26 protein-coding genes and 1 riboswitch are annotated in these 22,651 nt (G+C 66.6%); of the genes, 15 read left to right on the top strand and 11 right to left on the bottom strand.

The features are described from left to right. Nucleotides 1–65 precede the first annotated feature (65 nt). Nucleotides 66–1,034 (top strand): Bug family tripartite tricarboxylate transporter substrate binding protein, encoded by a 969-nt coding sequence (locus tag M2282_RS23660; protein ID WP_280811207.1) that lies wholly within the window; start codon nt 66–68, stop codon nt 1,032–1,034. A 112-nt stretch (nt 1,035–1,146) separates the two neighbouring features. Further along, complete coding sequence (locus M2282_RS23655; RefSeq protein WP_280811206.1) at nt 1,147–2,223, top strand: Fic family protein; 1,077 nt, start codon at nt 1,147–1,149, stop codon at nt 2,221–2,223. Nucleotides 2,224–2,350: 127 nt separating this feature from the next. Here the strand turns inward: M2282_RS23655 and M2282_RS23650 are convergent, their stop codons facing one another. Further along, entirely contained in the window at nt 2,351–2,926 is a 576-nt protein-coding gene (locus tag M2282_RS23650; protein ID WP_280811205.1) for a TetR/AcrR family transcriptional regulator, read from the bottom strand. Between the two features lie 88 nt (nt 2,927–3,014). Between M2282_RS23650 and M2282_RS23645 the strand changes: the two genes are divergently transcribed. Further along, a complete protein-coding gene (locus M2282_RS23645) occupies nt 3,015–4,268 on the top strand; it encodes an MFS transporter (protein WP_280811204.1) in 1,254 nt (417 codons plus the stop codon). Here M2282_RS23645 and M2282_RS23640 read toward each other — a convergent pair. Then, a complete protein-coding gene (locus M2282_RS23640; protein WP_280811203.1) occupies nt 4,258–5,097 on the bottom strand; it encodes an HAD-IIB family hydrolase in 840 nt (279 codons plus the stop codon). The two genes, M2282_RS23645 and M2282_RS23640, sit on opposite strands and share 11 nt — an antisense overlap. Nucleotides 5,098–5,190: 93 nt before the next feature. Between M2282_RS23640 and M2282_RS23635 the strand changes: the two genes are divergently transcribed. Genes M2282_RS23635 through M2282_RS23625 form a run of 3 tightly spaced genes read left to right on the top strand, consistent with a single transcriptional unit; the run spans nt 5,191 to nt 7,837 of the window. Further along, the gene (locus tag M2282_RS23635) at nt 5,191–6,186 is read left to right on the top strand and encodes an ABC transporter ATP-binding protein (protein WP_280811202.1); all 996 of its coding nucleotides are present in this window, start codon (nt 5,191–5,193) and stop codon (nt 6,184–6,186) included. Next, entirely contained in the window at nt 6,186–7,028 is an 843-nt protein-coding gene (locus M2282_RS23630) for an ABC transporter permease (protein WP_280811201.1), read from the top strand. The genes M2282_RS23635 and M2282_RS23630 overlap by 1 nt, the downstream gene beginning before the upstream one ends. Before the next feature lie 5 nt (nt 7,029–7,033). Beyond that, a complete protein-coding gene (locus tag M2282_RS23625) occupies nt 7,034–7,837 on the top strand; it encodes an ABC transporter permease (protein WP_280811200.1) in 804 nt (267 codons plus the stop codon). 10 nt (nt 7,838–7,847) lie between these two features. Here M2282_RS23625 and M2282_RS23620 read toward each other — a convergent pair whose 3' ends face one another. The 8 genes from M2282_RS23620 to M2282_RS23585 form a co-directional block, all read right to left on the bottom strand. Then, the gene (locus M2282_RS23620) at nt 7,848–9,476 is read right to left on the bottom strand and encodes a peptide chain release factor 3 (protein ID WP_280811199.1); all 1,629 of its coding nucleotides are present in this window, start codon (nt 9,474–9,476) and stop codon (nt 7,848–7,850) included. Between the two features lie 66 nt (nt 9,477–9,542). Further along, nucleotides 9,543–10,145: a GNAT family N-acetyltransferase gene (locus tag M2282_RS23615; protein ID WP_280811198.1), complete on the bottom strand. Its 603-nt coding sequence runs from the start codon at nt 10,143–10,145 to the stop codon at nt 9,543–9,545. Beyond that, a complete protein-coding gene (locus M2282_RS23610; RefSeq protein ID WP_280811197.1) occupies nt 10,142–10,819 on the bottom strand; it encodes an alpha/beta fold hydrolase in 678 nt (225 codons plus the stop codon). Before M2282_RS23610 ends, M2282_RS23615 begins: the two co-directional genes overlap by 4 nt. Next, entirely contained in the window at nt 10,717–11,214 is a 498-nt protein-coding gene (locus M2282_RS23605) for a hypothetical protein (RefSeq protein ID WP_280811196.1), read from the bottom strand. Before M2282_RS23605 ends, M2282_RS23610 begins: the two co-directional genes overlap by 103 nt. Then, nucleotides 11,211–11,636, bottom strand: a complete 426-nt coding sequence (locus M2282_RS23600) for a hypothetical protein (RefSeq protein ID WP_280811195.1) — start codon at nt 11,634–11,636, stop codon at nt 11,211–11,213. Before M2282_RS23600 ends, M2282_RS23605 begins: the two co-directional genes overlap by 4 nt. Nucleotides 11,637–11,664: 28 nt before the next feature. Beyond that, a complete protein-coding gene (locus tag M2282_RS23595; RefSeq protein WP_280811194.1) occupies nt 11,665–12,582 on the bottom strand; it encodes an alpha/beta fold hydrolase in 918 nt (305 codons plus the stop codon). Between the two features lie 19 nt (nt 12,583–12,601). After that, nucleotides 12,602–13,102, bottom strand: coding sequence for a TIGR01841 family phasin (phaP, locus tag M2282_RS23590; protein ID WP_280811193.1), 501 nt, complete (start codon nt 13,100–13,102; stop codon nt 12,602–12,604). Nucleotides 13,103–13,263: 161 nt separating this feature from the next. Beyond that, nucleotides 13,264–13,899: a hypothetical protein gene (locus M2282_RS23585; RefSeq protein WP_280811192.1), complete on the bottom strand. Its 636-nt coding sequence runs from the start codon at nt 13,897–13,899 to the stop codon at nt 13,264–13,266. Nucleotides 13,900–14,016: 117 nt separating this feature from the next. Beyond that, nucleotides 14,017–14,085, top strand: a riboswitch (S-adenosyl-L-homocysteine riboswitch). A gap of 63 nt (nt 14,086–14,148) precedes the next feature. On the opposite strand from M2282_RS23585, the gene ahcY reads away from it, so the two are divergent. The 4 genes from ahcY (at nt 14,149) to M2282_RS23565 (ending at nt 17,935) form a co-directional block, all read left to right on the top strand. Continuing rightward, the gene (gene ahcY, locus M2282_RS23580) at nt 14,149–15,588 is read left to right on the top strand and encodes an adenosylhomocysteinase (protein WP_280811191.1); all 1,440 of its coding nucleotides are present in this window, start codon (nt 14,149–14,151) and stop codon (nt 15,586–15,588) included. 7 nt (nt 15,589–15,595) lie between these two features. Beyond that, nucleotides 15,596–16,387: a TlyA family RNA methyltransferase gene (locus M2282_RS23575; RefSeq protein WP_280811190.1), complete on the top strand. Its 792-nt coding sequence runs from the start codon at nt 15,596–15,598 to the stop codon at nt 16,385–16,387. Between the two features lie 10 nt (nt 16,388–16,397). Beyond that, entirely contained in the window at nt 16,398–17,222 is an 825-nt protein-coding gene (gene metF / locus M2282_RS23570) for a methylenetetrahydrofolate reductase [NAD(P)H] (protein WP_280811189.1), read from the top strand. An 83-nt stretch (nt 17,223–17,305) separates the two neighbouring features. Then, nucleotides 17,306–17,935 carry a septal ring lytic transglycosylase RlpA family protein gene (locus M2282_RS23565; protein ID WP_280811291.1) on the top strand — a complete coding sequence of 210 codons (630 nt, stop codon included), beginning with the start codon at nt 17,306–17,308 and terminating at the stop codon, nt 17,933–17,935. A gap of 9 nt (nt 17,936–17,944) precedes the next feature. Here M2282_RS23565 and M2282_RS23560 read toward each other — a convergent pair whose 3' ends face one another. After that, nucleotides 17,945–18,895, bottom strand: a complete 951-nt coding sequence (locus M2282_RS23560; RefSeq protein WP_280811188.1) for a 23S rRNA (adenine(2030)-N(6))-methyltransferase RlmJ — start codon at nt 18,893–18,895, stop codon at nt 17,945–17,947. 97 nt (nt 18,896–18,992) lie between these two features. Between M2282_RS23560 and M2282_RS23555 the strand changes: the two genes are divergently transcribed. From M2282_RS23555 to mdtD, 5 genes are all read left to right on the top strand, one after another. Next, the gene (locus M2282_RS23555) at nt 18,993–19,511 is read left to right on the top strand and encodes a hypothetical protein (protein ID WP_280811187.1); all 519 of its coding nucleotides are present in this window, start codon (nt 18,993–18,995) and stop codon (nt 19,509–19,511) included. A gap of 221 nt (nt 19,512–19,732) precedes the next feature. Beyond that, nucleotides 19,733–20,164 (top strand): 50S ribosomal protein L13, encoded by a 432-nt coding sequence (rplM, locus tag M2282_RS23550; RefSeq protein WP_013543664.1) that lies wholly within the window; start codon nt 19,733–19,735, stop codon nt 20,162–20,164. Nucleotides 20,165–20,176: 12 nt separating this feature from the next. Continuing rightward, nucleotides 20,177–20,569, top strand: coding sequence for a 30S ribosomal protein S9 (rpsI, locus tag M2282_RS23545; protein WP_007827948.1), 393 nt, complete (start codon nt 20,177–20,179; stop codon nt 20,567–20,569). A gap of 186 nt (nt 20,570–20,755) precedes the next feature. Beyond that, a complete protein-coding gene (gene erpA / locus M2282_RS23540; protein ID WP_013543663.1) occupies nt 20,756–21,121 on the top strand; it encodes an iron-sulfur cluster insertion protein ErpA in 366 nt (121 codons plus the stop codon). Nucleotides 21,122–21,214: 93 nt separating this feature from the next. After that, nucleotides 21,215–22,648 (top strand): multidrug transporter subunit MdtD, encoded by a 1,434-nt coding sequence (gene mdtD / locus M2282_RS23535; RefSeq protein ID WP_280811186.1) that lies wholly within the window; start codon nt 21,215–21,217, stop codon nt 22,646–22,648. Nucleotides 22,649–22,651 lie beyond the last annotated feature (3 nt).

Genomic DNA, 22,651 nt, shown 5'->3' with positions numbered 1-22,651 from the left:
CCGATTGCCGCATCGGACGGGGCAAGGCCCAATCCGCGGTTGTTCAAGTTTTCAGGAGCCCCGCCATGTCCCGCCGTTCCCTTCTCTGTGCCGCCACGCTCGCCGCGTGCGGCTTCGCTTCTCCGCTGGCGGCGCTTGCCCAGGCCTTTCCGAACAAGCCGATCAAGCTGGTCATCGCATTCCCCGCGGGCGGCCCGACCGACATCACGATGCGCCAGCTCGCCGACAACGCGAGCAAGATCCTCGGCCAGCCCGTGATCATCGACAACAAGCCCGGCGCCGGCGGCACCCTGCCCGCGCAGGCGCTGCAGACCGCGCAGCCCGACGGCTACACCGTCGCGCAGATTCCGCTGGGCGTGTTCCGCCTTGGCTACACCACCAAGATCAACTGGGACCCGCTCAAGGACATCACCTATGTGCTGAACGTCACCGGCTATGCCTTCGGCATCGTGGTGCCGGCCAACAGCCCGTTCAAGACCTGGGCCGACTTCGTCGCCTACGCCAAGGCCAACCCCGGCAAGCTCACCTACGGCTCCACCGGCAACCTGACGAGCCCGCACCTCACCACCGAAATCATTGCGCAGAAGGCCGGCATCGAGCTGCAGCACGTGCCCTACAAGGGCAGCGCCGACCTGATGCTCGCGGTGGTCAGCGGCCAGCTGATGGCCGCCGCCGACAGCACCGGCTTCGCGCCGCAGGTCGAGGCCGGCAAGCTGCGCGTGCTGAACACCTGGGGCGAGAAGCGCCTGGCCAAGTTCCCCGATGCGCCGACGCTCAAGGAGCTGGGCTACGACCTGGTGCAGAACTCACCCTTCGGCATCGGTGCGCCGAAGGGCACGTCGCCCGAGGTGGTGAAGAAGCTGCACGACGCGTTCAAGCAGGCGATGGAAGAGCCGAGCTACGTGGCCTCGCTCGGGCGCTACGACATGCTGCCGAACTACATGAGCTCGGCGACGTACACCAAGTTCGCGCAGGACACGGTGGTGAAGGAGAAGGTGGTGATCGAGAAGCTGGGGTTGGCGAAGGGCTCTTGATCCGTCAATAGCGCACGGTCAATGTTTAAAAAATGCAATTTTTTAAACATGTTCAGTGAGGCATGTATAAAAATCGGCGTTTTCTATACATGTCCGCCTTCGGCGGCGCTAAATGAAGTTCGACCGAAACCGGCCATTCAATGACCTTCCTCTGCTGCCGCCCGCTTTCGAACTCGAAAGCAAGGTGGTGCTCAAGCAGGCGATCGGTGCCAACCGCGTGCTGGCCAATTTGCGGGGGCTGGCCGCGCAGATTCCGAACCAGGCGGTGCTGATCAGTAGCGTCGTGCTGCAGGAGGCGCGGTTGTCTTCGGAAATCGAGAACATCGTCACGACCAATGACGAGCTCTACCGGGCCGATGCCGATGCCGATGGCAACACCGATGTGCAGACCAAGGAGGTCTTGCGCTACCGCGAGGCGCTCTATCACGGCTTCGATGCGCTGAAGACGCGCCCACTGGCGACCAACCTGTTCATTGAAATCGCCCAGCGCATCAAGCAGATCGAATTCGATGTGCGGGCCGTCCCCGGCACCGCCTTGAAGAACGGACGCGGCGAGGTGGTCTACACGCCACCGGTCGGCGAGGCCGTCATTCGCAACAAGCTGGCGAATCTCGAGAAATTCATCCACGCCGAAGACGATCTGGACCCGCTGCTGAAGATGGCGGTGATGCACTACCAGTTCGAGGCGATCCACCCTTTTCCTGATGGAAATGGGCGCACGGGCCGCATCCTGAATCTGCTCTTCCTGGTCGACAAGGGGCTGCTGGACATTCCCGTGCTGTTCTTGTCGCGCTACATCATCGCGAACAAGGCGGACTACTACGACGGGCTGCGTCGCGTGACGGAATCGCAGGACTGGGAAAACTGGCTGCTGTTCATGCTGCGTGCTGTCGAAAGCACTGCTCAGCAGACCTTCGATCAAGTCAACCGGATCCGCGACCTGATGGAACAGGTTCGTGAACGCGTGCAGCGCGAGGCGCCTGGCGTCTACAGCAAGGACTTGATCGAGGTGATCTTCCGGCACCCGTACACCAAGATCCAGTTCCTGGTGGACGCTGGGATTGCCAAGCGGCAAACGGCCTCAGGCTACCTTCAGGCGCTGGCCAAGCTCGGCGTCTTGCGTGAAAGCAAGCGCGGACGCGAAAAGTACTACATCAACGATGCACTTTTTGCCGAGCTGGTGAAGTGACTGCCATGTCGATGTCATCGACATGACCGCACAACATGTCGATTTGGACTGGTTTTTTAAACATGTCCGGATGATGTGTCGAGTCGATCGACATGTCCAACGGGCTTTGTCGAGCTATTAAGGCGCATTAATTAGCCTTGTCGGCGATGGCAAACAACTCCCCCACCAACCGCTCCGCCAACTCCGGCTTCACCGGCTCGGCCCCGAACACCAGCCGGAACACGATCGGCGCAATCAGGTGATCGATCACCTGCTGCGCCTCTGGCGCATGCTCGCCGCGGGCGTGTGCCTGCTCGACCATCGTCAGCGCCTCCTTGCGTCGGTTGCGCAGGCAGTCGGTGTCCGCACCGTCGTTGGCCAGCGCGGCCGCGGCTTTCAGCAACGACTTGCTGCATGGCTGTGCGAGGTGGGTGATGAGTTCCTGCGCCCACGACGTCAGGTCCTGGCGCAGCGAGCCTGTATTGGGGAGCGGCCGGTTGGGGTCCAGCCGGTGCGTTGCCGTCTCGGCCAGCAGACCCGACAGGTCGCCCCAGCGCCGGTAGATGCTGGAGGCGCTGACGCCTGCGCGTTCGGCCACGGCCGGCACGGTGACGCGTTCGCGCCCCTCTTCGGCCACCAGTTGTTCGAGGGCGGTGCGCACCAACGCTTGCACTTGGGCGCTGCGGCCGCCGGGACGCTTGTTGGGAAGGACAACATCGTTCATGCGAGGACTTTAACGCAAAGTTATTTGCTTTAGTGAATCTACAGGTCTAGAATCACAAAAGCTAAAGAAGTTGCGTTAAGGATCAAATATGCCTTCCTCCTGCCCTGAACTCGCCGTTGCCACCGCCGACATCGCCACCCGTTCCAAGCCTTGGCGCCTGCCGGCGGCGGTCGGTTTTCCATTGCTGGCCGCGGTGCTCTTCGCCTTTTTCTTCGCGGCCGCCGCACCCACGCCGCTGTTCGTGGTGTTCCAGCACGCCTGGGATTTTTCGGCGTCGATGCTCACGGTGGCGTTCGCGGTCTATGCGATTGCGTTGCTGATCTCGCTGCTGGTGGCCGGCTCGTTGTCGGACCACATCGGCCGCCGCCCGGTGGTGCTGGGGGCGCTGGTGCTGCAGGCGGTGGCGATGGGGCTTTTCGTGCTGGCAGAGGACATCGCCGGGCTGATCGGCGCGCGTGTCGTGCAGGGCGTGGCCACGGGCATCGCGAGCGGCGCGCTGAGCGCGGCGGTGGTCGAGTCGGCGCCGGCATCGCGCAAGCGCCTGGGCGCGATGATCACCAGCGTGTCGCCCCTTGCGGGGCTCGCCGTGGGCGCATTGCTGACCGGCATGGCGGTGAAGTTCACCGCCCAGCCCGTGATGCTGGTGTTCGGCGTGCTGGCTGTGGTGTTCGCAGTCGGCGCCGCCGTGATGCTGTGGATACCGGAGACCGTCACGCCGCGCCCCGGTGCGCTGGCCTCGCTGGTGCCGCGGGTGTCGATTCCCGCGCGGGCCCGGGCCGATTTCGTGCGCGGCCTGCCGGTGTTCATCGCGGTGTGGGCGTTGGGCGGCCTGTACCTTTCGCTGGCACCGTCTTTGATGCTGCATGTGTTCCACATCGACAACGGCGTGGTCAACGGCCTCACGGTGGCGGTGCTCTCAGGCTTCGGTGCGCTCGCGCCGACGCTGCTCGGCCGTGTCTCCGCACCCCGGACCGTCGTCTTCGGCACGGCGAGCATCGCGGTCGGCCTCGTGTTGCTGCTGGCGTCGCTGGCAACGAAGTCGCTCGCGCTGTTCTTCGTCGGCACCGCGGTCGCAGGCCTGGGTTTCGGCGGCGCGTTCTCGGCGCTGGTGCAGACGCTGGCACCGCTCGCCGACTCGCACGAGCGCGGCGAGCTGTTCGCCGCCATCTTCGTGGTCTGCTATCTTGCGTTCAGCCTGCCGGCGATGCTGGCAGGCTTCCTGGTGAAGCCGCTCGGCCTGCTGAACACGGTGGAAGGCTATGCCACCGTGCTGCTGCTGATTGCCGCCTTCGGCATCTGGCGCCAGTGGACAGTGTTGCGCCGCCTGCCGGTCAGCGAGTAGGAGTGCGCACCGAGAGCATCGCGCGCGCCGCCTCGGCGAAACCCACGCCGCGCTCGCCCGCTGTCACATAGCGCGGCAGGTGCTCCAGCTGCGGCACGAAGCGCGCCACGTTCGCCACGCCGATGCTGCTCGCGAAGGTGCGGAACATCAGCTGGTCGTTGGTGGAATCGCCCACGTAGGCCCAGCGGTCGAGCTCGTCGTCCAGCGTGCGGCTCCACAGCTCGCGCACGATCCAGCGCGCGCCCTCGAGCTTGTCGTTGTCGCCGTACCAGCCGTTGATGTGGATGCTGCTCACCGTGGCGTGCATGCCCTCGCTGCGCATCAGCGCGACGACGTGCGCGATGGTCTCCTCGCTCAGCTGCACGAACTCGCTGTGGTCGATGGCGATGTCGGTCTCGCGCCCCGCCGAATCCGTGGCGCGTTGCGCACCCGGAATCTCGCGCTCGATGCGCGCCAGCACCGCCTGCATGCGCGCGAAGTTGGCGGCGCGCGTGGGCGCATCCTGCTGGTAGCGCTTTTCGACCTGGCCGTCGGCCGTCGGCAGCAGCGCCACCGCGCCGTTCTCCGCCACGATCGCATCGACCGGCCAGCTGTTGACGAAGGGCAGGCTCCAGCCCACCGGCCGGCCCGTGATCGCCACGATGGCGAAGCCGGCCGCCTTCAGGTCGCCGAGCGCCTGCAGCGCATCGGCCGTGATCGCGCCGTCGGTGGTGAGCGTGTCGTCGATGTCCGTGAACACGCCGGTGAGCGCGCTGCGCACCGGTGCCGCCCAGCGGTCGAGCGGCAGCAAATGGGTGGGCGAGGCGGGCAGGGGCGGCGAAAGCGTCATTGGCGATGAGTCTCTGGAGAGCCTGGGATCGTACCGGCGCTTTCGTGTAGCATCCCGCCCCCGTCGCGCCCTCCCCGCCGGCGCGCGCCTTCCATGCCCCACATCCTCGTCGACCAACTCCTCAAGACCTACCGGATTTCCGAGCGCGACCCCGGCGTGATGGGTGCGCTGCGCGGCCTCGTGCAGCGCCGGCACCGCACGGTACAGGCGCTGTCCGGTGTGTCCTTCGAACTGCAGCGGGGCGAACTGCTCGGCTTCATCGGGCCGAACGGCGCGGGCAAGTCGACCACCATCAAGATCCTCGCGGGCATCCTGCGGCCCGACGGCGGGCGCGTGGAGATCGACGGCCGCGACCCCTTCGCCGACCGCGAGCGGCATGTGGGGCGCATCGGCGTGGTCTTCGGCCAGCGCACGCAGCTGTGGTGGGACCTGCCCGTGGGCGACGGCTTCGACCTGCTGCGCGACATCTACCGCGTCGACCCGCAGCGCTATCGCAAGACGCGCGACGAGCTGGTCGCGCTGCTACATCTGGAGCGCGTGCTCGACCAGCCGGTGCGCCAGCTCTCGCTGGGCCAGCGCATGCGCGCCGAAATCGCGGCGGCGCTGCTGCACGAGCCCGACATCCTCTTCCTCGACGAGCCGACCATCGGCCTCGACGCACCCTCCAAGCTCGCGGTGCGCGACTTCGTGCGCCGCGCCAACCGCGAGCGCGGCACCACGGTGCTGCTGACCACGCACGACATGCACGACATCGAGGCGCTGGCCCAGCGCGTGATCGTCATCGGCCACGGCCGCGTGCTGGCCGACAGCCCGGTCGAGGCACTGCGCGCGCAGGTGATGGCCGAGCGCCGGCTGATCGTCGATTTCGCGCAGGACGCCGCCTTGCCCACGCAGGTGCCAGGCGCCACCGTGCATGCGCGCACCGGACAGACCCTGGTGCTCGACTTCGATCCGGCGGTGACCACCGCGCCGGCCCTGATCGCGCGCATTGCGGCCGAACATGCGGTGGAAGACATCCGCCTCGAAGGCATGGCGATCGAGGCCGTGATCGCGCGCTTCTACGCCATGCACGGCGCGGCCGAGGCGTGATGCAGCTGCGAACCCTCGCGCGCCCCTACGTCGCGGCCTTTGCCTCGCGCTTTTTGCAGATGCTGCAGTACCGCACCGCCGCACTCGCCGGCTTCGCCACGCAGTGCTGGTGGGGCGGCATCAAGGTGATGGTGTTCGCGGCCTTCTATGGCGGGACGGCCATCGCGGGCGCGAGTTCGACGATGTCGCTCGCACAGGCCATCACCTACACCTGGCTCGCCCAGGGGCTGCTCGTGCTGATGCCCTGGCTGGGCGACCCCGAAGTGGCGCAGGCCGTGCGCACCGGCGCCGTCGCCTACGACCGGCTGCGCCCCGTGGACGCCTACGGGCTGTGGTTCGCGCGCAGCGCCGGATGGATCGCCGCGCGCGTGCTGCCGCGCATGGCGTTGATGGCGGCGTTCGCGGCGGTCGCGCTGCCGTTGATGGGGCTGGGCGAATGGGCCTGGCAGTTGCCTGCGAGTGGGGCCGCGGGGCTCGCATTTCTCTTGTCCACGATGCTGGCGCTGCTTCTGTCGGCATCGATGGTGATGCTGCTCAACGTGGCCGCCACCGCTGCGCTCAACGAGCGCGGCATCAGCGCGGTGGCGACGCCCGTGGTCATCGTGCTTTCGGGCAACCTGCTGCCGCTCGGGCTGTTGCCGGACGCCTGGCAGACGGCGCTGCTGATCCAGCCATTGGCCGGGCTGATGGACATTCCGGCGCGGCTGTACTTCGGGCAGCTGGGCGGCTGGCATGCCGTGACCGCGCTGGGGCTGCAGTGCTTCTGGATCGTCGTGCTGGTCGCGGCGGGACGCCTTGCGATGGGCCGCACGATGCGTAGCCTTCAGATCCAGGGGGGCTGACCGAGATGGGGTCGCTTCCTCTTTTCTTCCGACTCGTGCGCGCATCCATCGGCGGCCAGGCGCGCTATCCCGCCTCGGCGCTGATGCTGACCGTCGGCCAGTTCCTCGGGACCGGCATCGAGATCGTCGCGGTCTGGGCCCTGTTCCACCGCTTCGGCGACGTGCAGGGCTGGCGCATCGGCGAGGTGGCGTTGTTCTACGGCCTGGTCAACTGCATGTTCGCGCTGGCCGATGCCTTGGGCCGGGGCTTCGACGTGCTCGGCACCGAGTTCCTGCGCACCGGCGCCTTCGACCGGCTGCTGCTGCGTCCGCGTCCGCTGGCGCTGCAGCTGATGGGCAACGACTTCCGCATCAGCCGAATGGGGCGCCTGCTGCAGGGCCTGGCGGTGATGGTCTTCGCCACGCAGCAGGCGGGCATCGTGTGGACGCCCGCCGCGGTGGCCATCGCGCTGTTCGCATTGGCCGGCGGCGTTGCGCTGTTTCTCGGCATCCTGGTGCTGCAGGGCACGCTATCGTTCTGGACCGTCGAGAGCCTGGAGATCGCCAACGTGCTCACCTACGGCGGCGTGCAGGCGGCGCAATACCCGCTGGCGCTGTATGCGCGATGGTTCCGCCGGGTGCTGACCTTCGTGGTGCCGCTGGCCTGCGTGGCCTATTACCCGGCGCTGGCGATCCTGGGCAAAGCCGACCCGCTGGGGGCGCCCGGTTGGGTGGGCATCGTGTCGCCGCTCGCGGGCTTCGTGTTCCTCGCGGCGGCGTTTGGCGCGTGGCGCTTCGGGCTGCGCCACTACGCCTCGACAGGCAGCTAGCCCGTCCTGATCAGCCCGCGCTCTGCAGCGCCAGCCCCGCGTGCTCCCGCAGCGGATGGAAGTGGATCTTCGGAAACCGCTCCTGCGCCAGCCGCACGTCATACGGCGAGGTACACAGGAAGGCCAGCGTATCGGCCGCGTCCTTGGCCATGCGCACCGGATACGCGTTGACGAACTCGCGCAGCTCGGCCGGCGTGTCGGCGGTGATCCAGCGCGCGCCCGTGTACTGGCAGCCTTCGAGCCGCACGTCGGCGTCGTACTCGGCCTTCAAGCGGTGTTGCACCACTTCGAACTGCAGTTGCCCCACGGCACCCAAGAGCATCGGCCCACCGACTTCAGGGCGGAACACCTGGATCGCACCCTCTTCGCCGAGCTGGGCCAGGCCCTGCTGCAGCTGCTTGGTGCGCAGCGGATTCTTCAAGATGACCGTCATGAACAGCTCGGGCGCGAAGAAGGGCAGCCCGGTGAACTGCAGGCTCGCGCCGTCGGTGATGGTGTCGCCCAACTGCACGCCGCCGTGGGTGGTGAAGCCCACGATGTCGCCCGCATAGGCTTCCTCGACGGCTTCGCGGCGCTGGCTCATGAAGGTCACCACGCTGGTGGGGCGCAGCTCCTTCGAGGTGCGCTGCACCTTGAGCTTCATGCCCGGCGTGTACTTGCCCGAGGCCATGCGCACGAAGGCGATGCGGTCGCGGTGGTTGGCGTCCATGTTGGCCTGCACCTTGAAGACCACGCCCGCGAAATCCTTGTCCTCGGGCTGGATCTCCTTGACCACCGGCTGGCGGTTGACCATCGTGGTGCTGGTGCGCGACTGCGGCGAGGGCGCGAGGTCGACCAGCGCGTCGAGCACTTCCATCACGCCGAAGTTGTTCACGCCGGAGCCGAAGAACACGGGCGTCTGCTTGCCGGCCAGGAAGGCCTCGCGGTCCCAGGTGGGGGAGGCGCCGGTGGCCAGCTCCATGCTGTCCATGGCGGATTCGAAATCGGCGCCGAAGCGCTTGGTGAGCACGTCGCGTTCCGTGAGGGCGATGGTCTCGAAGTCGTGCGGCAGCCGTTCGCTGCCCGACTCGAACACCGTCATCGTCTGCGTGCGCAGGTTCATGATGCCGCGGAAGCTCTTGCCCTGGCCGACCGGCCAGGTCATCGGAACGCAGGGCATGCCGAGTTCGCGCTCCACCTCGTCCAGGATGTCCAGCGGCTCGCGCACTTCCCGGTCCATCTTGTTGACGAAGGTGATGATGGGCGTGTCGCGCTGGCGGCAGACCTCGATGAGCCGGCGCGTCTGCGCTTCCACGCCGTTGGCCGCGTCGATCACCATCAACGCCGAGTCGACGGCGGTGAGCACGCGGTAGGTGTCTTCCGAGAAGTCCTTGTGGCCGGGCGTGTCGAGCAGGTTGATCACGTGGTCGCGGTACAGCATCTGCATGACCGACGAGGCCACCGAGATGCCGCGCTGCTTCTCGATTTCCATCCAGTCGGAGGTGGCATGGCGCGAGGCCTTGCGCGCCTTCACCGAGCCGGCAATCTGGATCGCGCCGGAGAAAAGCAGCAGCTTTTCGGTCAGCGTGGTCTTGCCGGCGTCAGGGTGGGAAATGATCGCGAAGGTGCGGCGGCGGCGGGTTTCTGAGACAAAAGACAAGATGGGCAATCTGCGGGGGAATGGCCCGATTTTAGAAGGCCGCCCCGCCAAGGCGCATCCGGGGGCCTAAAACGCCTCCGCCACTCCATACGCCCGCATCTGCGCCTCGAACTGCGCCACGTCGTTGCTCAGCACCACGAGGTCGTGGGACTGGCCTTGCCGGTCCTTCACATGCTTGCTCAAGAGCGCCTCGGGCCGGAAGCCCAGGGCCTGGAACACGGCGATGGCGCCGCGCTGGTCGACCGTCATCTGCGCCACGATTTTTTCCTGCCCGCGTTCGACCGCCAGCGCGCAGCCTTCCTGCGCGAGCTGCTGTCCCAGCCCGCTGCCACGCAGCGCGGGCGCCACCAGCACGCGCAGCTCGGCCACGTGGCCCGACCAGGAATGCGGGTCGCGGATCACCGCCGCGCAGCCGAGCACCGCGCCCTCGCGCAGCGCGAGCACGCTGTCGATGTCGCCGCGCTCGATGGCGCGGACCCAGGCGCCCATCACCTTGGGCTCGGTGATGTCGCGCGGCAGGAAGAGCAGGTCGTGCGCCGGCAGCGCCTGCGCGAAAGCCAGCACCGCGGCCGCGTCGTAAGCGGTCATCAGGCGCAACTCGATGTTGCCGTCGCCGTTCGCCACGGTGCGCGGATAGGCGCGGGAAGAAGATGCAACGGTGATGGTCATGTCGAGCGCACTCCAAGCCAGTCGTCGAGTTTGGGCCAGAGCCGGCGCACCGCGTTGGCGCCCGCGGCCAGGCTCACATGGCCGCCCTTGAGCACCACTTCTTCCTTGTCGGCCGAGCCGATGCCGGCGATGAGCGGCTGGCCCGCTTCGTACGGAACGATGTGGTCGTGCTGCGCGAGCGCATGCAGCACCGGCACCCTGATGTTCTTGAGCAGCACCTTGCGGCCGCCCAGGACCAGTTCACCCCTGAAGAGCTTGTTGTCCCACATCAGATCCTTCACGGTCTGGCGGAAGTACTCGCCGGCCAGCGGCAGCATCTCGGCGCCCCAGCGGTCGAACATGCGGTACGACTTGACGAACTCGTCGTTGGCCATGTTGTCCCAGAGCTGCACCACGCCCGCGCTGCGGCCCGCGGGGCGCAGCATGTCGAACGAGGCGAACAGCATCTCGGGCGGCACGTTGCCCACGGTGTCGATGAGCCGGTCGACGTCGAAGTAGCGGCGATCCGACCACGCATGGAAGAGCTTCATGCGGCTGAAATCGACAGGCGTGGTGAAGAGCGCGAGGTTCTTCACCGGCCCGTCGGGGTGCAGCGCCGCATACAGCGTGGAGAGCACGCCGCCCATGCAGTAGCCGAGGAGCGTGACGTCTTCCTCTCCGGAGCGCTCCTGCACGCGCCGCAGCGAATCGGGATGAAGTCGAGCACGTAATCCTCGATGCGCAGCTGCTTTTCCTGGGGACGCGGCGCGTTCCAGTCCACCATGTAGACGTCGTAGCCCTTCAGCAGCAGGTGCTCGACCATGCTCTGGCCCGGCGCGAGGTCCAGGATGTAGCCGCGGTTCGTGGTCGCCATGACGATCAGGAGCGGCACGCGGTAGATCTCGTCGACCAGCGGGCGGTAGTGGTACAGGCTCAGCGTGCCGCGGCGGTGGATTTCGTCCCTGGCCGTCTGTCCCATGGCGGGCGCGGCCGAGGTCAGGAACTCGAGGCCCTTGAGGTTGCGCTGGATCGCGCGCTCGATCTCCGCGCCGATGTCGGGCAGGGCCAGTGCATCGGCGATGGCATTCATCGTGCGCGCTTTCCGGCGGTGCGCTTCGGGGCGGCAGGAGCCGGAGCGGCTGCCTCAGCCTGCGGGGGCTTCTTCGTGCGGCGCGGCTGGGGCGGCGCAGGGGCGGCTGAAGATGCAGCTGGAGTGCGTCCGCTTTCCATGGCGCGGCTGATGTTCGCCAGGTGATCGTCGATGCTTTGCAGTTGCTCGCCCAGTGCCTGGATGTCGGCGCGCGTGGGCAGGTTCAGCATCGTGAGGTAGCGCGCCATCAGGTCGCCCAACCCCTTCTGCGCGGTGAGCGATGCGTTCATGCCGCCGTGCATGCCCTGGCGGAACGGGTCCGAGGCCATGGTCTCGTTGGCGAATTCGTTGGTGCTCTTTTCCCATTGGGCCGTGAGCTCGCGCCACATGGCCATCGGGTCGAGGGGAGAGAACTTGTTCATGGACTGAAGCCCCGTCGTCAATGGTCGATCAATGGTCGCGAAGCTGCCCGGTGTGCGCGGCGATGGCATCGATGATCTGCGGCCACATCGAGATCGGCAGCGCATGGCCCATGCGCGGAATGCGCAGCAGCTGCGCGCCGGCGATCGCATCGGCCACGTCCACGCCACAGGCTACCGGCACCAGCGGATCGGCATCGCCGTGGATCACCAGCGTGGGCACGCGCACATCGCGCAGCGCGGGCTTGCGGTTGCCTGAAGCGAGGATCGCCGCCAGCTGGCGCGCCACGCCGCCCGGGTTGAGCCCGCGCAGGAAGGTGAGCTGCGCGCGTTCGGTATCGCGTGCCTCGTCGAGCGGAAAGTCGGGGCCGCGCAGCACGCGCCAGACCTTCCTGTAGTGCGGCAGGTAGGCGTCGAAGGTCAGCGGCGTCGGCGAGAACAGCACCGCCATCGCCTCGGGCGTGGGCGGCGGGAGCGCCGGGTTGCCGGTGGTCGACATGATGCTGGTGAAGGAGCGCATGCGCTCAGGATGATGGATGGCCATCTCTTGCCCGATGGCACCGCCCATCGAGGCGCCCACGATGTGCGCGCGGTCGATGTCGAGCGCGTCGAGCAGGCCGATGCAATCGTTGGCCATGTCGCACAAGGTGTAGGGCACCGCGAGCGGCTTGCCCGCCATGGCCTGCAGCATCAACGCCTGGATGTCGGGGACGCCCAGGTGCGACAGGTGCGTCGAATGGCCGATGTCGCGGTTGTCGAAGCGGATCACGCGGTGCCCGCCGGCTTCGGCCAGGCGGGCGCAGAACGCGTTGTCCCAGGCCACCATCTGGGCGCCGAGGCCCATGATCAGGATGAGCGGCGGCGCGGCGGGATCGCCGAAGCTGTCCCACGCGATTTCAACGCCGTTGACGGGCCTGCGCCGCTCGATGGGATGTGGGACGGTGGTCATTGCGCGCGTTCTTTTCCGCCTACTTGCGCTGCAGCATCTTGGTCACTTCGTCCACGTTGGACTGGATGCGCTGGCGCACCACGTCGAAGGCATCGGCCTGCGACTTGGCCGCGAGATTGGCCAGCTCCTTGATGTCGTCGATGGCGCGCTGGAACGATTGGCGGCCGAGCTCGTCGAGCTTGGCGAGGTTGGCCTTGGCGTCATTGCCGGGCATTTCCTTGGCGGCCGTCTGCCATTCGGCAATGGCGCTCTTGATCATTTCGGTCTGCCGCTGCACCACGGTCTGCAGGCCCTGGTAGGACTTTTCGTTGGCCTGCATCAACGCCTGCAGGTCCTTGCGGCCGCTCTCGAGCAGCTTGCCCGCGCCGCCGGTCAGGTTGAGTTCCTGCAAGCGGTCGGTCATGCCCTTGAGGTTCTTCATCGGGTTGAGCATGTCGGCGGCGCTGGGGCCCGCCGCCTTGGTGCTGCCGCTACTGCTGGCAGTGGTCTTCTTGGCGGCGGCTTTCTTGGCAGTGGCCATGGTGCGGTATCTCCTGTGTCGGGTGAACGGGTGAATGGCAAACGAGGACCGGCCGGACGGCAAAAGTCCCTCGCCACGATACGCCGCACCGGCACGGCCAAGGAACCCGCGGCGACAAAAATGCCTGCGGGATTTCCCTTGGGTGACTTGCCTTACATCGCCTACATCGGCGGCGCGAAGCCGTCGCGCCCGGCCGTCACGCGCAGCGCCGTGGGCGTGCCGTTCTTTTCCTGTGCATTGACCAGCACCTTGGCGCCCGGCACCAGCAACGACTCGGTGCCGGGACGGAAGGTCACGACCGGCACGTCGGGCGGCACGATGACGGTCTTCTCGCCGCCCTTGTAGGTCAGGCGCAGCTGCTGCCCGCCGCGCACCGACTTCGGCGCCGCGGCCAGGTCGGCGACGGTGGCATTGGTCATGGTGCTCTGCGGCATCAGGTCCCACGGGCGGTGGCCTTCGCCGGTGCCGCGCGCGGCTTCGGGGAACACCACGACTTCGAGCGCCTTCTGCGTGCCGTCGGCCTGCGGCATGGCCGCGGTGCCGATGAAGCTGCCCTGCTTGATGTCGGCGAGCTTGATGCGGTAGACCTCCGACAGCTGCATGTCGGCCGGTCGTGCAAGGCTGACGACCTCGCCGCCGCGGTCCTGCACGACAAGGGTGCTGGCATCGACGCGCACGATGGTGCCGCGGATGCGGACTTGTTCGGATGCGGCCTGCGCAGAGGCGATGACCGGCGCGGCCATGGCGGCAAGAAGGGCGGCCGAGGCCAGCAGGGTCGAGGGGATTCTGGAGAGCATGAAGAAGGTCTTGGTGTTGGAGTGCGGATCAATGTACGCCTCGAAAATGAAACGTGCTTCCCGCCATGCGGGATACCCCAGCGGTTTGCTCGCCCGGACACCCCGTCTACAATCCGCCGTTCCGAGGAGCGTTGCAGCGCCGTCAGGCGTGAGGCTCGGACCACATCGCAACCACGCTCACCCGCTGTTCTCGCGGTGAGTTTTTTCCCCGTACGCAGTGGCATCTTTCAAACCAGTTTTGGAGTTCTCATGAGCGCTGTTCTCAAGCCCACGCCCGTTTCCACCGCCGACCAGGCAATCGCCGACCTGTCCCTTGCCGCCTGGGGCCGCAAGGAAATCCGCATCGCGGAAACCGAAATGCCCGGCCTGATGGCCATTCGCGAAGAGTTCTCGAAGGCGCAGCCGCTCAAGGGCGCGCGCATCACGGGCTCGCTGCACATGACCATCCAGACGGCCGTGCTGATCGAGACGCTGCAAGCCCTGGGCGCGACCGTGCGCTGGGCCTCGTGCAACATCTTCTCGACGCAGGACCACGCCGCCGCCGCCATTGCCGCTTCGGGCACGCCGGTGTTCGCGATCAAGGGCGAGTCGCTCAAGGACTACTGGGACTACACCCACGCCATCTTCGACTTCGGTCCCAAGGGTTCGAAGGGCGAAGGCCCGAACATGATCCTGGACGACGGCGGCGACGCCACGCTGCTGATGCACCTGGGCCAGCGCGCCGAGAAGGACCAGAGCGTCCTGGCCAATCCGGGCAGCGAGGAAGAACGCATCCTCTTCGCCGCGATCAAGGCCAAGCTGGCCGTCGATTCGACCTGGTACACCCGCAAGTCCGCCGAGATCATCGGCGTGACCGAAGAAACCACCACCGGCGTGCACCGCCTGAACGAGATGAGCGCCAAGGGCACGCTGCTGTTCCGCGCCATCAACGTGAACGACTCGGTCACCAAGAGCAAGTTCGACAACCTGTACGGCTGCCGCGAATCGCTGGTGGACGGCATCAAGCGCGCGACCGACGTGATGATCGCCGGCAAGGTGGCCTGCGTGGCCGGCTACGGTGACGTGGGCAAGGGCTCGGCCCAGGCACTGCGCGCCCTCAGCGCCCAGGTGTGGGTGACCGAAATCGACCCGATCAATGCCCTGCAGGCCGCGATGGAAGGCTACAAGGTCGTGACGATGGAATACGCCGCCGACAAGGCCGACATCTTCGTGACGACCACCGGCAACAAGGACGTCATCACGCACGACACCATGGCCAAGATGAAGGACCAGGCCATCGTCTGCAACATCGGCCACTTCGACAACGAGATCGACGTCGCTTCGATCGAGAAGTACGAGTGGGAAGAAATCAAGCCGCAGGTCGACCACATCACCTTCCCGGACGGCAAGAAGATCATCCTGCTGGCCAAGGGCCGCCTGGTGAACCTGGGCTGCGGCACGGGCCACCCGAGCTTCGTGATGTCCTCGTCGTTCGCGAACCAGACCATCGCGCAGATCGAGCTCTTCACCAAGCCCGACGCCTACCAGGCCGGCAAGGTCTACGTGCTGCCCAAGCACCTCGACGAAAAGGTCGCGCGCCTGCACCTGAAGAAGGTCGGCGCCATGCTGACCGAGCTGACCGACGCCCAGGCCGCCTACATCGGCGTGAGCAAGAACGGCCCGTACAAGCCGGACACGTACCGCTACTAAAGCGTCCATGCGCGCCGATCAACTGTTGGTGGAACGCGGCCTCGCCGCGTCGCGTTCGCAGGCCGTGCGGCTGATCGCCGGCGGCATGCGCTGGCGCGATGCGGGCACGAGCGACGCATGGCGCTCGGTCGTCAAGAACAAGGACGAAGTGCCCGAGTCCGCCGAGCTCGAACTCGACGATGCGGCCGAGGCGCGCTATGTCTCGCGCGGCGGGCTCAAGCTCGAAGGCGCACTGGCGGTGAGCGGTGTGGACCCCGCCGGCAAGCTGTGCCTCGATGTTGGCCAGTCGACCGGCGGCTTCACCGATTGCCTGCTGCAACGCGGCGCGACGAAGGTCGTGGGCGTCGATGTCGGCCATGGCCAACTGCATGCGAAGTTGCGCGAGGACGAGCGCGTGGTCGCCATCGAAGGTGTCAATGCGCGGGCGCTGTCGCCCGACAATCTGCAGGAAGAAGGCGACGCGCCTTTCGACCTGCGCTTCGATCTGATCGTCGGCGACCTGTCCTTCATCTCGCTGACGCTGGTGCTGCCGGCGGTCGTCGAGTTCCTGGCCGACGACGGCCAGCTGCTGATGCTGGTCAAGCCGCAGTTCGAACTGCAGCCGGGCCAGGTCGGCAAGGGCGGCATCGTGCGCGACGCGGCGATGTACGAGATCGTCGAGAAGCGCCTGCGCGATGCGTGCGCGGCGCTCGAGTTGCACGTGCTGCGATGGTTCGACAGCCCGATCGCCGGGGGCGACGGCAACCGCGAGTTTTTCATTCACGCCGTTCGCGCTGCCAAGGCCGGCGACGGTTCCTAAGGAGACGCAGGTGCGCCTTCCGCTGAGTTTCGAATTCTTCCCGACCAAGACGCCCGAAGGCGCGGTCAAGCTGCGTGCGGTGCGCCAGCAGCTGTATGTGCGCAAGCCCCAGTTCTGCTCGGTCACCTACGGGGCCGGTGGTTCCACGCACCAGGGTACCTTCGGTGCGGTGCAGGAGATCCTGAACGAGGGCGTCGATGCCGCCAGTCATTTCTCGTGCATCGGCGCCACGCGCGCCACGGTGCGCGAGCAATTGGCTGAACTGAAGGCGATGGGCGTCAAGCGCCTCGTGGCCTTGCGCGGCGACCTGCCGAGCGGCTACGGCATCGGCGGGGAGTTCCACTACGCAAGCGATCTGGTGGCCTTCATCCGCGAGGAAACGGGCAACGACTTCCACATCGAGGTGGCCTGCTACCCCGAAGTGCATCCGCAGGCACGCTCGCCCGAGGCCGACCTGCAGGCTTTTGCCGCCAAGGTGAAGGCTGGGGCCGATTCGGCCATCACGCAGTATTTCTTCAGCCCCGAGGCCTACTTCCGTTTCGTCGACGACGTGCGCAAGCTCGGCATCGACACGCCGATCGTGCCGGGCATCATGCCCATCACGAGCTCGACGCAGCTGATGCGCTTTTCGGACGCCTGTGGGGCCGAGATCCCGCGCTGGATCCGCCTGCGCCTGCAGGGCTTCGGCGACGACACCGCATCGATCAAGGCCTTCGGCCTGGACGTGGTGACCGACCTCTGCGCGCGGCTGCGCGACGGCGGCGCGCCCGCGATCCACTTCTACACGATGAACCAGTCGGCGGCGACGCTGGCTGTGCTGGAGCGCCTCGATTGAGAGGGCGCACGGCAGGGTCGGCGCTGCGCGCGGGGCTTCGCCTCGCGCTCCTCGCAGCCACCTGCGTGCTCGCGGGCTGCGCCATGCCGCCCGCGACCGAAGGCGGCGGTGCCGATCCGGGTGCGGCTGCGGGCTCGCGCCTGCAGCCGCTGACGCCGGGGCTCGCCGTTCCGGCGGGCACTTCGGCGCGGTCGAGCGTGCCATCGGTGCGCTATGACCTCGCGGTGTCCGGCACCGGCGAACTGACGCCGGACGACGGCGTGCCCGGCGACGACGGCCCGCGCGAGATCTTCGAGCGCGGCGGGGCGTCGTGGTACGGCATCCAGTTCCACCAGCGCAAGACGGCGAGCGGCGAGCGCTTCGACATGTCGGCCCTGACGGCCGCCCACAAGACCCTGCCGTTCGGAACGCGCGTCTGCGTGCGCAGCCTGGTCAACGGCAGCGAGGTGCTGGTGCGCATCAACGACCGCGGACCCTATGCGCAAGGCCGCGTGATCGACCTGAGCCGGGCCGCGGCCGACCGCATCGGCCTGATCGGGCTCGGGATCAAGCAGGTGGCGCTGTCGGTCGTCGGCCCCGGGGGCATGCGCTGCGCCGGTGTCGACGTGGAGCCGGGCGAGGCCGCGGCGCCGGTGACGCCGGGCGCCGATCGCGCCAAGGCTGCGGTGCCGCAGCGGCGCAAGGTGATCGTGCCGCCGCGCCGTCGCCGCTGAAGGGCCTGGTCAGCCGCCGCTGTCGAGCGAGAAGGTGGCGTGCCGGTCCTGAGCCAGCTTCTCGGCCAGTTGCGGCAGCGCGGCCGCGAGCAGCGGCTTCAAGGTGTAAGGCGGGTTGATCAGGAACATGCCGCTGGCCGGAAGGCCCGGCCGCTTGGTCTCGCCGGCTGGCGTGGCCGTCAGCTTGCTCGACTTAACCGTCAGCGTGGCATGCAGCCAGGGCTTGCCGGCCTTGGTCGCCATGGTCTTGAGCCGGCGCGGCAGGTCATGCGCCTCGGGCCGCGGAATGATCGGATACCAGATGGCGTAGGTGCCCGTGGCAAAGCGCTTGAGCGCCTCGGCCGCGAAGTCGAGCACGCGGCCGTAGTCGCTCTTGATCTCGTAGCTGGGGTCCATCAGCACCAGCGCGCGGCGGGACGGCGGCGGCAGGAACTTGGTGGCGCTGCCGAAGCCGTCTTCGCGCAGCACGGCGATCTGGCGGCCGGCTTCGAGCTGGGCGATGTTGGCGTCGAGCGTGCGGGCGTCAGTCGGGTGCAGTTCGAACAGCTTGAGCTTGTCGTGGTCGCGCAGCAGGTGCTGCACGATGAACGGCGAGCCGGGGTAGACGCGGGCGCCGCCCTTGGGGTTGAAGTCGGCGATCACGCCGAGGTAGCGCGCGATCGCATCGGCCAAGGGGGCTTCGGTTTCGGGCGCCACCTTCTTGGCGGCCGACTTTGCAGCGGGCGCGGGTGCAGCGGTTTCTTTTTTGGGCGCGAGCAGCCGCAGGATGCCGTCTGCCGCTTCGCCGCTGGTGTCGGCGTAGTCGCCATCGAGCCGGTACAGGCCGGCGCCGGCGTGGGTGTCTACGACCGTGAGGGCTGCCTCTTTTTCAAGCAGATGGTCGAGCGTGGCAATCAGCACCGTGTGCTTGAGCACGTCGGCGTGGTTGCCGGCATGGAAGGCGTGGCGGTAACTGAACATGAGGGATTCCGGGATAGGTGGCAGATGCGCAACAGCCTCTCCAGCGAGGCTGCGGTAACATCAAATTACAAAACGAGGGGAAAACAGAATGAGTCCGTTGAACTGGCGATTTTGGGGCCTCGCGGCCACGATGGGAATTTTGTCGATCCTGGGAGGCTGCGCGGCAGTCAGCCAGGGGCTCGATCAGCCGATGCGCGTCGACGTCATGTCGCAGAAGGGGGAGATCATCCCCGATGCGCGATGCAGGGCCGTCAACGACAAGGCCAAGGTGAAGATGCGCTCGGGCCGTGTCATCGGCGTGCGTCGTTCGCGGGCCGACCTCGTGATCCAGTGTTCTGTCGACGGGCAAGGCGTGGCTACCGGCCAGGCGATCTCGCGTCCCAACATCGGTTTCCTGGGCAATTTCGTCCTGGCTGGTGGCGTGATCGGCGCGGCGGTCGACGACAGCGCCGGCACCGCCTACACGTACCCGACCTGGATCCAGATGGTCATCGGCGAAGACCGCCTGTACGACCGAAGCGGCCACCGCGACGAAAGCCTGGACACCGGCACGCTGGTTCGCAAGATCGACACCGGGGTTGCCGTGGCCAGCCCGGTGGCCGCGCCGGCGCGCTGAACCGCAGCGGCAGGCCCGCGCGAAGCCCGGCGACGGTGGAAATTGGCCAGATCGTCCAATTCTTCATATAATCGCGGGCTTCGCAGCGTTTTTGTGGCCCCGCGGCGAAGGCATCCGACCCGTCTTGCGGGGCGAATGAAACCCCACCTAAGAGATTCCCATCAGAGGAACGCCGACCGTGGAAAAGGGCTCGCCAAACCCTCTTTTCAAGAGAAAAACTCATGACCAAAACGTTCAGCGCCAAGCCCGCTGACGTGACGCACGAGTGGTTTGTGATTGACGCGACCGACAAGGTCCTCGGACGAGTAGCCAGCGAAGTTGCTCTCCGTTTGCGCGGCAAACACAAGGCCATTTACACGCCTCACGTCGATACCGGTGACTTCATCGTCATCATCAACGCCGCGCAACTGCGCGTCACCGGCGCCAAGTCGATCGACAAGGTGTACTACCGTCACTCGGGCTACCCGGGCGGCATCAGTGCCACCAACTTCCGCGACATGCAATCCAAGTTCCCGGGCCGTGCCCTGGAAAAGGCCGTCAAGGGCATGCTGCCCAAGGGTCCGCTTGGCTACGCGATGATCAAGAAACTCAAGGTCTACGGTGGCGCAGAGCACCCGCATACCGCCCAACAGCCCAAAGTGCTGGAACTGTAAGGAGCCTTGAGAATGATTGGTGAATGGAACAATGGCACCGGCCGTCGCAAATCCAGCGTCGCCCGCGTGTTTCTGAAAAAAGGCACCGGCAAGATCACGGTCAACGGCAAGGACATCCAAGAGTTCTTCGGCCGCGAAACCTCGATCATGATTGCCAAGCAGCCCCTGGCGCTGACCAACAACCTCGAAGCTTTCGATGTGATGGTCAACGTGAACGGTGGCGGCGAATCGGGTCAAGCCGGCGCAACGCGCCACGGCATCACCCGTGCCCTTATCGACTACGACGCAACGCTCAAGCCCGTGCTGAGCCAAGCCGGCTTCGTGACGCGCGATGCGCGTGAAGTCGAGCGTAAGAAGGTCGGTCTGCACTCCGCCCGTCGTCGCAAGCAGTTCAGCAAGCGCTGATCCTGTTCCTTGCGAACCCAAAGCCGCCTTCGGGCGGCTTTTTCGTTGCCAGTACTTGGCGGATGCGGCATCCGACCCCACTTGCGTTGGGGTGCACGCCACAGTCAGCCTGCCTGAAATGCGGCATTGCAGTAGCATTCGTTCCCTTGGCCGCAATGTTCGGCCACCCCCAAGGAGTTATCTCTCATGAGCGCCGTAGCCGAAAACATCCAGACCCAGATGCCCGAACCGATCGTCTTCACCGACAGCGCGGCAGCCAAGGTGGCCGACCTGATCGCCGAAGAAGGCAATCCCGAGCTGAAGCTGCGCGTGTTCGTGCAGGGCGGCGGTTGCTCCGGCTTCCAGTACGGTTTCACCTTCGATGAAATCACCAACGAAGACGACACCACCATGACCAAGAATGGTGTGTCGCTGCTGATCGATGCCATGAGCTACCAGTACCTGGTCGGTGCCGAGATCGACTACAAGGAAGACCTCCAGGGCGCCCAGTTCGTGATCAAGAACCCGAACGCCACCAGCACCTGCGGCTGCGGATCGAGCTTCTCGGCGTGATACCCGGATGCCTCTGACAAGGCCCCTTCGACAAAGCCGCCTCAGGGCGGCTTTTTGCTGCCCGTCAATTTTCGCTCTCCTTCCTCTTCTTTCATGACGTCCGAAGCCGCCACCGCCGTCGATCCTTCCCGCAAGAGCCTGCTGTGGCTCGTGGCCGTCGGCTTCTTCATGCAGACGCTGGACGCCACCATCATCAACACCGCGCTGCCGGCCATGGCCGCGAGCCTGAAGGTGAGCCCGCTGCGCATGCAGTCGGTGGTGGTGGCCTATGCGCTCACGATGGCGATGCTGATCCCGGCCTCGGGCTGGATCGCAGACCGCTTCGGCACGCGGCGCATCTTTTTCTCGGCGATCGTGCTGTTCGCCGCCGGTTCGGTGCTTTGCGCGCTGTCGCAGGGGCTGGGCCAACTGGTGGCCGCGCGGGTGGTGCAGGGGCTGGGCGGCGCGCTGCTGCTGCCTGTGGGACGGCTGGCGCTGCTGCGCACGGTGCCGCGCGGCGAATTCCTGCAGGCGATGAGCTTCGTCGCGATCCCGGGGCTCATAGGCCCCTTGCTGGGCCCCACGCTGGGCGGCTGGCTGGTGCAGTACGCCTCCTGGCATTGGATCTTCCTGATCAACGTGCCGGTGGGGCTGGCGGGCTGCATCGCCACGCTCAAGTACATGCCGGACCTGCGTGGCGCCATCCAGAAACGCTTCGACAGCGTGGGCTACGCGATGCTGGCCTTCGGCATGGTGGCGATCTCGCTGGCGCTCGATGGCGTGTCCGAACTCGGCCTGCGCCAAGGCAGCGTGATGGTGGTGCTGATCTTCGGCTTTGCCAGCGTGGTGGCCTACTGGCTGCGCGCCGCGCGCACGCCGGAGCCCCTTTTCGCGCCTTCGCTGTTCAGCGTGCCGACGCTCAGCATCGGATTGATCGGCAACCTGTTCTCGCGCCTTGGCAGCAGCTGCATGCCTTTTCTCGTGCCCTTGCTGCTGCAGGTGTCGATGGGCTATTCGCCGGTGCAGGCGGGCCTGATGATGCTGCCGATCGCCCTGGCAGGCATGGCCATGAAGCGCTTTGCCACGCCGCTGATCACCCGCCACGGCTACCGCAAGGTGCTGGTGGTCAACACGGTGCTGGTGGGCTGCACGATGGCGAGCTTCGGCCTGACGGCGCCCGGGCAGCCCATGGCCCTGCATGTGCTGCAGCTGCTGGCCTTCGGTGCGGTCAATTCCCTGCAGTTCACCGCGATGAACACGATCACGCTCAAGGACCTGGACGGCAGCATGGCCAGCAGCGGCAACAGCCTGCTGTCGATGGTGCAGATGCTGGCAATGAGCCTGGGCGTGGCCGCCGCGGGTGCCGTACTGGCGGGCTACAACGGGATCTTCGGCGCCGAGACGGCAGTCCAGACGCTCGACGCCTTTCAGGCCACTTTTGCGAGCATGGGCCTGATCACGGTGGCATCTGCGCTGATCTTCTGGCATCTTCCTGCGGAGGTCCGGGCGGCCCAGCCCGCCCACCCGGAGGTCTCCGGCCAGGGTTGAGGC

It is taken from the genome of Variovorax boronicumulans (genome assembly GCF_029892485.1).
GTDB classification, from domain to species: domain Bacteria; phylum Pseudomonadota; class Gammaproteobacteria; order Burkholderiales; family Burkholderiaceae_C; genus Variovorax; species Variovorax boronicumulans_B.
Note: the sequence above shows the minus strand (reverse complement) of the source record. Positions and strands in the feature narration are given on the sequence as shown.

Excerpts from the sequence above, each read along its gene's own strand:
- M2282_RS23655 (WP_280811206.1), top strand. The coding sequence starts at position 1,147 with ATGAAGTTCGACCGAAACCGGCCATTCAATGACCTTCCTCTGCTGCCG.
- M2282_RS23585 (WP_280811192.1), bottom strand. The coding sequence starts at position 13,899 with ATGCTCTCCAGAATCCCCTCGACCCTGCTGGCCTCGGCCGCCCTTCTT.
- M2282_RS23615 (WP_280811198.1), bottom strand. The coding sequence starts at position 10,145 with ATGACCATCACCGTTGCATCTTCTTCCCGCGCCTATCCGCGCACCGTG.
- mdtD (WP_280811186.1), top strand. The coding sequence starts at position 21,215 with ATGACGTCCGAAGCCGCCACCGCCGTCGATCCTTCCCGCAAGAGCCTG.
- M2282_RS23640 (WP_280811203.1), bottom strand. The coding sequence starts at position 5,097 with ATGACGCTTTCGCCGCCCCTGCCCGCCTCGCCCACCCATTTGCTGCCG.
- M2282_RS23625 (WP_280811200.1), top strand. The coding sequence starts at position 7,034 with ATGGGGTCGCTTCCTCTTTTCTTCCGACTCGTGCGCGCATCCATCGGC.
- M2282_RS23600 (WP_280811195.1), bottom strand. The coding sequence starts at position 11,636 with ATGAACAAGTTCTCTCCCCTCGACCCGATGGCCATGTGGCGCGAGCTC.
- M2282_RS23575 (WP_280811190.1), top strand. The coding sequence starts at position 15,596 with ATGCGCGCCGATCAACTGTTGGTGGAACGCGGCCTCGCCGCGTCGCGT.
- erpA (WP_013543663.1), top strand. The coding sequence starts at position 20,756 with ATGAGCGCCGTAGCCGAAAACATCCAGACCCAGATGCCCGAACCGATC.
- M2282_RS23645 (WP_280811204.1), top strand. The coding sequence starts at position 3,015 with ATGCCTTCCTCCTGCCCTGAACTCGCCGTTGCCACCGCCGACATCGCC.
- M2282_RS23565 (WP_280811291.1), top strand. The coding sequence starts at position 17,306 with ATGCCGCCCGCGACCGAAGGCGGCGGTGCCGATCCGGGTGCGGCTGCG.
- M2282_RS23635 (WP_280811202.1), top strand. The coding sequence starts at position 5,191 with ATGCCCCACATCCTCGTCGACCAACTCCTCAAGACCTACCGGATTTCC.
- M2282_RS23560 (WP_280811188.1), bottom strand. The coding sequence starts at position 18,895 with ATGTTCAGTTACCGCCACGCCTTCCATGCCGGCAACCACGCCGACGTG.
- M2282_RS23595 (WP_280811194.1), bottom strand. The coding sequence starts at position 12,582 with ATGACCACCGTCCCACATCCCATCGAGCGGCGCAGGCCCGTCAACGGC.
- rplM (WP_013543664.1), top strand. The coding sequence starts at position 19,733 with ATGACCAAAACGTTCAGCGCCAAGCCCGCTGACGTGACGCACGAGTGG.
- phaP (WP_280811193.1), bottom strand. The coding sequence starts at position 13,102 with ATGGCCACTGCCAAGAAAGCCGCCGCCAAGAAGACCACTGCCAGCAGT.
- ahcY (WP_280811191.1), top strand. The coding sequence starts at position 14,149 with ATGAGCGCTGTTCTCAAGCCCACGCCCGTTTCCACCGCCGACCAGGCA.
- M2282_RS23660 (WP_280811207.1), top strand. The coding sequence starts at position 66 with ATGTCCCGCCGTTCCCTTCTCTGTGCCGCCACGCTCGCCGCGTGCGGC.
- M2282_RS23630 (WP_280811201.1), top strand. The coding sequence starts at position 6,186 with ATGCAGCTGCGAACCCTCGCGCGCCCCTACGTCGCGGCCTTTGCCTCG.
- M2282_RS23650 (WP_280811205.1), bottom strand. The coding sequence starts at position 2,926 with ATGAACGATGTTGTCCTTCCCAACAAGCGTCCCGGCGGCCGCAGCGCC.
- rpsI (WP_007827948.1), top strand. The coding sequence starts at position 20,177 with ATGATTGGTGAATGGAACAATGGCACCGGCCGTCGCAAATCCAGCGTC.
- M2282_RS23605 (WP_280811196.1), bottom strand. The coding sequence starts at position 11,214 with ATGAATGCCATCGCCGATGCACTGGCCCTGCCCGACATCGGCGCGGAG.